General features: G+C 36.5%; 4 protein-coding genes. 1 reads left to right on the top strand and 3 read right to left on the bottom strand.

The features are described 5' to 3' along the window. Positions 1-134: 134 nt before the first annotated feature. Positions 135-2000 (bottom strand): phospholipase D-like domain-containing protein, encoded by a 1866-nt coding sequence (locus AACU25_RS34580; RefSeq protein ID WP_096584576.1) that lies wholly within the window; start codon positions 1998-2000, stop codon positions 135-137. Further along, positions 1978-6192, bottom strand: coding sequence for an AAA domain-containing protein (locus AACU25_RS34575; RefSeq protein ID WP_190445591.1), 4215 nt, complete (start codon positions 6190-6192; stop codon positions 1978-1980). The genes AACU25_RS34580 and AACU25_RS34575 overlap by 23 nt, the downstream gene beginning before the upstream one ends. Before the next feature lie 598 nt (positions 6193-6790). Here AACU25_RS34575 and AACU25_RS34570 point away from each other — a divergent pair. After that, the gene (locus AACU25_RS34570) at positions 6791-9421 is read left to right on the top strand and encodes a DEAD/DEAH box helicase (protein WP_096584570.1); all 2631 of its coding nucleotides are present in this window, start codon (positions 6791-6793) and stop codon (positions 9419-9421) included. A 61-nt stretch (positions 9422-9482) separates the two neighbouring features. Here the strand turns inward: AACU25_RS34570 and AACU25_RS34565 are convergent, their stop codons facing one another. Continuing rightward, positions 9483-11639, bottom strand: a complete 2157-nt coding sequence (locus AACU25_RS34565; protein ID WP_096584567.1) for a UvrD-helicase domain-containing protein — start codon at positions 11637-11639, stop codon at positions 9483-9485. Between the last annotated feature and the right edge of the window lie 22 nt (positions 11640-11661).

Genomic DNA, 11661 nt, shown 5'->3' with positions numbered 1-11661 from the left:
ATATCATATGGTCTTGATTAATTTAATAGCATTACATTGGGAAACGCATTCCCCCAGGGTAAGTAACACAGTGGAGCAAAGTAATTTCCAAAATCTATTTTCAGTTTTTTAAGGTTGATTTACTTAACTGATTGTTATTGTCGCGCCATTATGTATTTAGATATAAATTGGGCGGGTGATCTGATAGATTGCTGAGTAATACTAAGGTAGGTAAATTCAGCCCATGAATCATTCACTAATTTCAGAGCAGTATCTTGACTTAAATACGCAATCCTGCCTATTACTTTTTTCCAAGCTTCACGCACCGACTCTATATAAGCAGCATCCGATGAAATCTGACTTAACAAGGAAAGCGCAACTGGAAAATAAGCTGATGATGGTGATATTTGTTTAGATCTCAAACCTTGAGATACCATATGTAACCATATAGGATAAAGTTCCAACCAAGAATATTGTTGGATTATCTTTAAAGCAGATTCTTCTAGGGATAGAGAACCGCACAAACAAATGGCCTCTGTAGCGAGAGTAGTATCACGGTTTTGTATGGCTTGACTCCATAATTGCTTTGCTTTTGCTTGAAACCGCTTTGCATAAAATTCGTAAGCTTCCTTGACTTGCTCAGGAAGTGTAACTTTATATACAGATTCATCCCATAATCGCCAATCAGCACGATAGGAAAGAAGGTTATTGGAACCCAAAAGATGAACTTTTTGGTCAACAATCACTTCTTTGGCATGAGAACCCCCTAGCCAGAATATTTGTACTGCTGGTAATCCCTCACGAGTACGAATAGCACGCAGTTGCTCTTCAACTTGTGGAGGAATAGGTCTTTCTTCGGCTTCTTCACTCTTAGAAATGCCATGTCCAATAATAATCCAAACCCCTTTTTCAGCTAACTTCTGAAGTCGTTTAATAAATTCATTGTTTACGACTTTCCTACTTATCCAAGGAGAATAGATGAGAATTTGGCTATTTGCAGAATCTAATATTTTTTCTAGTTCTTGAGATATTTTGCTGCCACGTAACTGCACAGCTGTGCCAGATTCAAAATTTTTAGTCTCAGAATCAGAACTCTGCTGTTTTTGCGATGCTAGTAAAGCATTTTCTCGCACTTGTTTGCGAATATTTTCTATTCGATTCTCAACCTCAACGTTTTTGTGCCTAAGTATTTCCTCACACTGATATCTAATTTCTTCGTCGGTCAACTCAAATAAAGATTGCAACAATACCTGAGATTCACCAACAATTCTATTCAATACACTTGATGCATCTTGGATAATTTTATTGCCACGTCTTGCTTCTAGCTTTATTTGATTTTCGATACTATCGAAAATGATAAATATTGAAATTTTTTGGTAAAGTATCTCAGAAGCAACCACACCGCAGGAGGTAACTAGGTTACCTTCATCAGGAATATGTAGTCCTAAATTTGAGTTTTTGACTAATTGCTGTAATTCCTCTATAGATACTGAAGAAAAATTGAAAATATTATTTATGTTTATAGCCTCTGTTAAATCAGGTATATTACCTATCTTCAAGTTACTTAAAGGTGAATAATCAAATAAAATATTTTCTGTTAATGGGTCAAATATAGCAAAAATTTCTTTAGTCTTTGGTTCTTGTGGTAGGGAACCTATATTATAAAACTCTCGTCCTTGGGCAGTTATTTGAATCTGGTAGTTAGATGCTGCCGTTAGTATGTTTAACCCTTGAAGATTTGCTGTAGTGCTGCGAATAAATATAGAGTCTAAACCTAAAATAGCAGCTAATTCATCTTCAGTCGGTGGAGGTTGAAGTTCTATACCTGCACGAAGTAAAAACTCTTCTAAGATATTAAATTTGCGAGACTCGCTGATAGTAACTTGGACGACAGCTTGTGTAACCCTATAGCGGAAGCTACGAGCTGCTAAAACTGATAAACTAGGACTTTGCCTTTCAATCTTATCTACTGATTCACGCAGTTCTTGGTCAATTGGTTTAGCAGAGGATGTCAGAAACATCTATAAAACCTCCATTAATACGTACAATATTTGAAACATTGGAGTATATAGCCCCGACGCTACCATGCTGCTGTGTAAAGAGCGAGTGACAACCAACAATTACTAACAATTCTTGAGCTCGAGAAAAAGCAACATTCACACGTTCTGGTTTCTTGGCAAAGCCAACTTTTCCTTGGCCATTGTTCCGAACCATACTTACTATGATGATTTGTCTTTCCATACCTTGAAATCTATCAACCGTACCTGTGCGAATATGCAATGAAGGATAACGTCTAATATCTATACGGTCTTCGATTAACTTTATCTGTCGTCCGTAGAAAGTAATAATTCCAATTTCTTTTCTAGGCTGACCTTTTTTAACCTTGCTAGACCAAATTTGCTCAAATTGGTCGCATAACTTTTCAATAATATCAACTTCTTTAATATTTACAAATGAAGTTCCATCTACTTGTTCTTTAAAACCTTGCTGAATAGGTGTTTTAACCCAAACAATATGCTTATTATCTTGAATTATCGAGTTAGTAAAATTATGTGCCCTTTGCTTGTCAGGATTTTCGAGGCCACATTTTAGCTGATTATCGTAAAATTGGTTAATTGCTCCCATAATCATGGGATGCATACGATATTGAGTATTCAGCATGACTTTAATACTTTCTTGTGCTTGTTCAAATAAACTTTTAAACAAAGATTCTTCTAAATAACTTATTTCTTCTCTTGTACTTCCTAATTCCTCAGCAATTTCTTCTAAAGTATTAGTATCTAACATAGGTGGTAACTGACGATGATCCCCAACTAAAATTAATTTTTTAGCTTTTAAAGCGGGTATTAGTAACTCTGGAGGAGTACATTTACTAACTTCGTCAATAATAACGACATCAAATGATTTAAATTCTTCAGAAAAATCTCTACTAGCTGATTGACTACAAGTTATACCAATAACATTTGCATTATCTAAATAAATCCGTTGTAACTCTTTCCGGTCTTGTTCTGTAGGATGATGTAACTTAGTAATCCAATCAGACACTAAAATTTGATATCGCTGGAGATAAGCTTGTGAGTTCTCTAATTCATGTTGCCAAACAGGAAATTGAGCTTGAAAATTTTGTAAAAATATTGTATTGAATAACTCATTTGATGGAATACTTGGCTTAAATTCTTTAGGAATTTTTTGCCAATATTGTTCCCACCAATTTCTTTCTTTTTGTAAATTTTCTTGTTGTTGCTGTAACTGTCTATCAATGTTAGAAAGCTTTTGTTTGCTCTCTTGAAGTTGATTTAATAAATTTTTGGTATTTGTTTCTTGCTGAGTATGCTCAACTGCTATTTCATTTTTTATATTCTCAAGTACACTGAAAGGATTTAATGATGGAATTAATTGTTCTATTTCGTTAATATAATGTTCCCAAGAATCTAACTGTGCAGCAAACTCTGCTACTTGAGCTAAACTAGCCTTAGGATTATGTTGATAATTTTCAATTAAAATGCGTAATCTAGTTGGTATATATTGTAAATTTGAGAGCCTTTGCCAGAGCAAGGTAACTTGATGTAATTGAGAGTCAATATTAGTACTAGCTGTTGCTATAAGCTCTTCCGTTCGAGATATTTGCTCTTCAAGGTTTAAAACCAAAGCCCTTTGCTTATCGAATTGTTCTTGCAGCAGTTCCATCCTGTGTTGTGTATTTGCTTGCAGGTCATTGAGCCAGGTACGAGCATTGAAGATTATAGTATTAACAAGTTCATCAGTAAAGGTATTAACAACAGTATCAATGTTACTTGGTTGAGATTTTTGGATAATAATAGGAGCTAACCTTTTTACCGCTTCTAGAGTTGCCATAGCAGTGGTACGGCGACTAGGCTTGCATAGCTTTAGCTGAGATGCAACAGCTAAAATAAATTCCATAATTTGTGCCAAAAACCCTAATGGTTTTTCTAATTCTGTTATACAGGAATGCGTTAATTGGCGTAGCTTTTGTAAAGCTGATAAAGAAGTTAGTTCCTTAAGTGACAATGCCTTCATAGCTTTAGAAATGGCTTCTTCACTAGGAGGTTTTGTAGATAATTTTTTCAATATAGAAGAGATGAAAGCATCAAGTTTACTAGCAATAATGTAGGCTTGATCCCACTGACGATATGTTCCAATTAAATTATTGAATTTTTCTGCAAAGTCCTGTAAAGTTCCTTCACAAGGATTAGATTTAATCTCAGCAAATAACGCTAATAATCTAGGAGATAATTCTATTGAATTCTTATTCAATTGCTTGCGTTCTTGCAAAAAATTATACAAAAATTGACGCAAATTTTGATTATTAGATAACCATCTATCTAACTCAATTACTGCTAAACCAATTTCTGAGATACGATTTTGCAGACTCACAATTTCTTGGTGTTGACTATTTTGGATAGAAAAACTGTTGTTGTAATTTTGTCGTAAGTGAATTAAATCTCGATGGTGCTGCTGTAAAACCTGATTTGCGGCATCAACTTCACGCATTTTTATAACTGTATTATTTGCTTGATTTAATGCTGTTCTCACTTCAGGTAACACATTGTTGACTTTATTGTTTACCCAAGCAGCTTTGCCAAATAAATTTTGCTCTGTAGGATTAAGATTTATTTTCTCAATTACTATATGTAAATTTGCAGCTAGATTTTGTGCTGCTCTATGACTATTGATGTATGGCTGGAGACGAACGAATAAATGGCTAACTTTTGATTCTGTCCAATTTATTTGAGGAAAGGAAACAAGCAAATCATTTAAGCTAGAAAGCAGAAACTCTAATTCTGTTTGTTTAGTTTTAGCTAGATTATGCTGATTTTCTATTATTTGCTTATTTGATTTTAAATTATTTACATATTCTTGTAATCTTCTCTGATTAAAATCAAATGTTTTTTCTAAATTTAAATAAGCTTCAAATTTTTGAGATGATGCTAGTAATTGTGGTAGAATGTTTATATTATCAATATGTATAGATAAATTTTTTTCACAGTCAGTCGCAGTATTTTGCAGCCATCTCCCAATAACTCTGTCTTCAAGAAATTGCTCACCCTCCGGAGCAACAGAACCACGCTTGCCTTTACGTACAGCACGGATAACTGGATTGTGTTGTAAACGACTAAGGGCATTATCTACTGCTAAATTTGCTTGTGATGCAATGAGTGTACGTCCTCCCCGCAATGCAACTTGATAGCAAATCTCTGCTATTACCGTAGTTTTACCTGTTCCTGGCGGCCCTTGAATCAAGGCTAAGTCTGGTGCAGCTAATACTATCTCTACAGCTGATTTCTGAAAAGAATTTGCGGTTTTAAGTAATAAATTTTGTTGTTGAATTGTAATAATTTCTTGAGGAAGCCTTGCTTTGGATGCATCAAATAAAAATTGGCTTAAATAAGGATTTTGCGTGCGCCCATATTCTAAATCTTGTAATGCTTTCTTCTTGCGTTTTATTTGAACAATATCACCAGCAGCTTCAAAAGATAGAAATCCTGTATCTGGTAGCTGATAAAGCCCTCCAGATATCAAGTCGAAAATTTCAGAATCTAACCTAACTCTAATTCTGCTGCTTTCTACTTCGATTGATTCAATTGTTCCTAATTCACGTCCGTCACTTTTTCCTTTACTATAAATTGTTTCTAACGCTTTGAGATTTTGATTGCGTGCCCGTTTTGCTCTTTGCCAAAAATCATCAACATCTATTAAAGATTCTAGAGTTCCATCTACAGTGGCGGAATTAGCATCAATGATAAATGTAATATTTCTTGTAGCTTCACCATAGTTATGATTTACAAAAGGCACACAAAATTGACGTGTTTTGGCAAGGCGCTCTTCAATATTTTCAAATACTTTCCAAGCCTGTAATTGCTCTTCTGTGGGTTTAGAATCACTGAGTAAAGGCATGGTTACTATACGCGCCCATGCAGAAGAGGGTACTCCAATGTGATATCTATGGCTGGAGCGCAAACGTAGCCGAAAAGGTACAGCAAAACTATCTGCTTGTCCTCTATTAAAAGGTAGCAATCTGGCTGACAGTACTTTTAAACCACCATAACCACCTTGACTGACTATAGCCACTAATCCCAAAGTTTTACTACACTCACGCAGTATTGCTGGTAGTTCGACATTATCTAAGTCTGTAGCTATTGTCAGTTCCCATTTCTCTTCGTCTGCTTGTTGTCCTTGTTCTTTGCGACGCACATAAAATAGACAAGGATCTAGACCAACCAAATTAAAAATTAAATCTTCAGCATAGGCACGGCGATCGCGAAAATCTGAATTGGCTATTAAAGCGGCTTCTCCTTCTACATCCCTAATAAAGTTGTCAATTGACCTGCCAACAAACTTGTAACCCCAATCTTCAGCATTTATTTCATCTATCTTTCCTGCTTTTGTAGGTAATGATGGCAAGCTATTTGACATAAATAAATTTATTAAGGAAACATAAACTATACTTATTATATTTTGTATTACGTATTACTAATAAATAGTAAATATACTGATTTAGCTTGCTGTAACTGTGAGATTGGCTTAATGACTCAAATCTCTAGAAAGCTGTCTGCGCTGGCTTGTCACTGGTGAGACTAATTTTCAAAGTACTTAAGTATCGCCGCGATTGCAATTGCTTGTTGAATTTCAGACTTCTATTGCGAGATAGTAGCAAGTTCATCCGGATTGTCGATTACCCAACCTGCTTGAAAAAACCACCATACTGTACATCAAAGAATACGGTTTACACCGTAGCTATTGGAAAAAATTTTGACCAAATTGGAAATAGAATTTTTTAAGGGGTGCCCCAATGGGTTACACAGAATATCAAAAACAATTTCACAAAGCGCTTGATGACGAAATTCAAGCATTACGAAAAAGTGGTGGACAAAAAACTTTTTTGAGTGATGGTTCATTGTTGGGTAAGCGTGGCGGTCAATATATATATTCATTTACAACCGATACTGAACTGCGTTTCCCTGATGATACTCCAGTAGATTTAGAATATAAAACCAAAAGATATAGCGGAATTTTAGTTTCCGTTGAAGGCTTTGATATTATTTTGGCATTACAGAAAAATTTAGGAGATTCAATTTCTACAGCTATACTTTATACTTCTCCCTGGTTTTTATTGGAAGAATTGAAAAAGCGTTTGCTAGAAAGCTCTAATTTAAAGTTATCTAATAGAAACTTAGCGGAAATATTACTAGGTGATAAAACTGAAACTAACTCTTCAAGCAGCAATAGCCAAAAACTGTTAAATCAAATTGAGCAGCGATCACAAAAACCAATAGGTTGTAATGAATATCAGAAATCTGCTGTTGACAAGGTACTTAATCGCCAAGTCAGTTTTATTTGGGGGCCGCCAGGAACAGGGAAAACGAAAACTTTGGGAATCACTGTAGCTGCATTGGTTCAAGCTGGTGAGTCAGTTTTGGTAGTGGCTCATAGCAACACTGCTGTTGATACAGCTATGAAAAGTGTAGCCCAGTATTTGCAAGGTGCGCCTATTTATGAAAATGGTTTAGTGTTGCGCTATGGAGTTGCAACTCCTGGTAGTTTAGAAGAATTTCCACAGTTACACGTTAGAGGAGTAGCACGTCAGCAGAATCCAAAATTAATAGAGCAAATTGAACGGTTAGAAAGACAACGCAGAGATTTAGTCAAGCGATCTCGTATTGAAAAGCTAACCGAACTGCAACGTCAAAGTATCCAAAATGACATTGCCACTGTCAAACAAGCTTTGCAACCACTCAAAGAACAGTTAAAGCAGAAAGAAGTTGAACTGATTAAACAAGCCACAGTAGTCGGCTGCACCTTATCTAAAGCGGCGATCGCCAAAGAAATCTACCAACGCCGTTTTGATGCCATAGTAGTGGACGAGGCGAGTATGGCTTATATTCCCCACTGTGCTTATATCAGCACCCTTGCTAATCGCCGCATTGCTATTTTTGGTGACTTTCGTCAGTTAGGGCCAATTTCACAAGCAGAGACAGAAGTAGCGCAGGAATGGCTACAACGAGATATCTTTGACGAAGCGGGTATTACTCAAAAGGTAAACAAGGGACAAATTGACTTACGTATGGTGCTGTTAAAAACACAGTACCGCATGAATCCAGCTATTTCTAAAATACCAAATCAGCTTTTTTACAATGGTCAACTACAAGATGGCTCTGGTGTAGAGCAAAAGACAATGCCGATTGTCCAAAGTCAGCCACATCCAGGATCTGCTTTAATCTTGTATGACTTGAGCCAACTCTCAGCTTTTTGTTTTAAAGAACAGCAGTCTCACAGCCGTTTTAATATTATCTCAGCTTTAGTAGCAGTCAATCTAGCTTACCAAAGTACCCAGACGAATAATTCCAGCGTCGGTATTATTGCGCCTTACAATGCCCAAGCACGTTTAATACAACGTTTGCTGCAAGATTTAGACCTTACGGACAAGTCTGTAAGAGTCGCTACAGTTCATCGCTTCCAAGGAGCAGAACAGAATATCATTATTTTTGATACTGTTGAAGGTTCACCACAAGCTAAGGCAGGAAAACTAGTTACAGGTGGAACGCAAAGTACAGCTATGCGGCTGGCAAATGTTGCTATTAGTAGAGCGCAGGGTAAATTCATTGGTTTATTTAATTATCAATATATTCAGCAAACTCTTGGCTCTTTTAATATTTTTCGGAAATTTGTTGACCGTATATACGCTCAAGCTAATATTCAATCACTTACATGGGCTTTACAACCACTCAGCAATTTACCAGGAGTAACTTACTTTTCTCAAAGCCAAGATGCTTTACAACAAATAAAGTTAGACTTAATTGCCTCTAAGGAAGAAATAGCTATAGCTTGGTCAAATTCAAATAATAATCAGCTTCCTTTATCCACATTAAAGCGGTGTAGTTCTCGTAATATTCGATTTTTTATTACAGGTAAAAATCGCAATTCTATAGCTACTGGGCTACAAAATACTCATGTTTGGGATAATAAAGCCGATACAAATATTGGGCTAGTTGGTATTGACCGCAAGTGTTTGTGGATATATTTAAATGCTAATTCATCATTAGTCCCAGTTATTCAGATAGACTTAGCACAAACTACAAAATTGCTATATAGTTTTTTACGCTTAGTACCTGAACAAGATCCAGGTTCCATAACAGCTAAAATTACTCAGGGTGAAAATCCATTTGGTCAATGCCCTGATTGTGGGCAACCTCGCTGGTATAGCCGTACTGAATATGGGGCTTATATTACTTGTTCTAAACAGCCTAACCATTCTCGTAGAAAAATGAACGAGAAAGATACGACCCTTTTGATGAGATTCATGAACATTAACTGTTCAGTTTGTAAGCAACAAGCAATTGCTTACAAAAGTTATAAGGGTATTTATATAGGATGCTCACAACGAAACTGTAACTGGTCAACATCTTTAGAATCACTAATCTAAATTTAAAGTTGATTCAGGTTTATAATAAAGTTTGACTATTACCACAAAAGCTAAACAAACTCTATTTTTGTAAAGGTATAGCTTTTGTTGCTGGAATGAGAGAACTTGATTGTCCATAGTAAGTAAGCGTAACGCAACGTTTAGCGCGAGTAGCAGCTACATGGATTAAAGAACGCTCTGAATTAATTAGTGAATTATATGCTGCTTTATCAGCAGTATTAGATAATGCTGACTTTAACGGTAAAATACCATCATTGATACTGGCTAACACCACATAGTCAAATTGCAAACCCTTTACTCGGTGCATTGTTGCAATGCGAACACCTTGTTCAGACAAATTATCAGGCTGAGTACGCTTAATTTCTCGCACTTTGACATTAAGATTTTCAAGAGCAGAAGCATATTGTTTTACCAAAGAATTAGTGCGAACCACAATACAAACATTGCTTAAAGGAGTACCACTACTTTCTAGCTGCTGAAGATACGCGCTGATGAAATTCATTTCATCCTCGAAACTAGAAAATCCTTTAACTACAGGTTGATCTCCATGAAGTAAAGAACGGTATCCTTTAAGGTCATCTTGTTCACCGTCTAAGTCATCGAAAGTAATACCATCCAGCACTATTGTTGCCCACTTGCGGGTTTCATCGGTTGTACGGTAGTTAATTCTTAATTTATGGGAGCGACCGCGAATATCAATACCGCAGCGACTAAGAACAACTTTTCGCCCATAAATACGTTGGTGAGGGTCGCCAACTATAAAAATATCATTGCCGTCGTTTTTCGGTGGAACTATTGCCCTAATTAGTGAGAAAACTGCATCGCTCATATCTTGAGCTTCATCTACGATTACAGCCTTGAAAGGTAAAGTTTCTCCTGGTTTATTTTGTAATAAACTACAAGCATCACGCATTGCATCTTCGGCTTCTTTCCAACCTTTTTGTTGGAGTAATGAACGATATTCTTCAAAAACAACCCAAATAGCAGCTCGCTCGGCTCGATTGAGTCTTGTACCGCGTCCAGTGCGGGTAACTGTTAAATATTGCTTGAAGTTTGTGATTTTATTAGCTTGAATTACCTCACGCCATTCATCCTGATAAAAAGCAAGTGTTAACGATGGAGATTCAGGTTTGCATTCGTAAGCTTTTTCCCAAAGTTCTGCTACTTGGTCATCGTAGACAATTTTAGTAGTGACACCTTCACTTTTTAAAAATGATGTTACCCAGGCATCAATATTCTCAACTCGTATGCGACGCATGGTTTCAGGAGAGCAGATTTTACGTAAGTTAGCTTCGATATCAACTGCAAGGTTACGGGTAAAGGTTGTAAATAAAATGCGATCGCCTGAATTTGTAAATCGATTTTCTGCCAGCCATTTAGCACGGTGCATTGCAACTACTGTTTTCCCTGTTCCTGCACCACCTAATACTCGTACTGGCCCTTTCCAGTCGCGTTCAACCAAACGTCTTTGGCTGGGGTGGAGAAATACGCGCCATTTTTCTAAAGGTGCAGCTAGAATTTCTAACAATTCTGTTTCATTTTCAACAACTCGGAAGCGGCGTTTACTGTCGTCTTTTTCTAAAGCTGCATCAATATTATCTGTGTCGATAGTCTGTTCGCGGTTTTTATCTTGTGCTGTGAGAGTTTCTTCGATAGAGTATCCAGCACCCAACATTAGTAAAGCATCAGCCGCTTCTTCGGGTAACTTAGACACTAATTTATCGATATCTTCGTCAGTTACAACTGCACGAACTGCACCTAATAATTCATCGGGAATGCCAAGCCGCAATAAATATTTATCTGGTATGCTATCAAATCGACCAGGAATTTGTGGTATTCTACGACTAGAAATTTCTGCTTCAATTGCGCTTGCTTCCTCAATATCTATAATTTGTAATGCACCTGATTCTGGGTTAATTTTACAAACCCGGCGTTGCGCCCAGCTATAAGCATCATCATGGTTATCAACCCATAAAAGAATATAAGTATTGCCCTTATCAGGTTTAAAAACAATAGCTCTATATGACAAGTCAATGCGAACAGATTTTAGTCGAGAGTCCCTGCCGTTAATTGACTCATAATTAATACCAGAACTGGTTGGGTCTTTCTTAAATTTTTCAACAAATACATTTACTTTACCTTGAATTTGTCGAGGTATCCTACTAAAAGCATCGAGAAAATCTGCGGATATTGCTAGTTTTGGTTGATGGTTTAACATATAATTACTTCCTTGAATAATC

The sequence above is a fragment of the Tolypothrix tenuis PCC 7101 genome (genome assembly GCF_963874875.1).
Lineage (GTDB): Bacteria > Cyanobacteriota > Cyanobacteriia > Cyanobacteriales > Nostocaceae > Aulosira > Aulosira tenue.
The sequence above is the reverse complement of the archived record's forward strand: the minus strand, read 5'-3'. Positions and strand labels throughout refer to the sequence as shown.

What these genes read in the sequence shown, in the direction of transcription:
- AACU25_RS34565 (WP_096584567.1), bottom strand. Translation starts at nt 11,639, where the DNA reads ATGTTAAACCATCAACCAAAACTAGCAATATCCGCAGATTTTCTCGAT.
- AACU25_RS34570 (WP_096584570.1), top strand. Translation starts at nt 6,791, where the DNA reads ATGGGTTACACAGAATATCAAAAACAATTTCACAAAGCGCTTGATGAC.
- AACU25_RS34580 (WP_096584576.1), bottom strand. Translation starts at nt 2,000, where the DNA reads ATGTTTCTGACATCCTCTGCTAAACCAATTGACCAAGAACTGCGTGAA.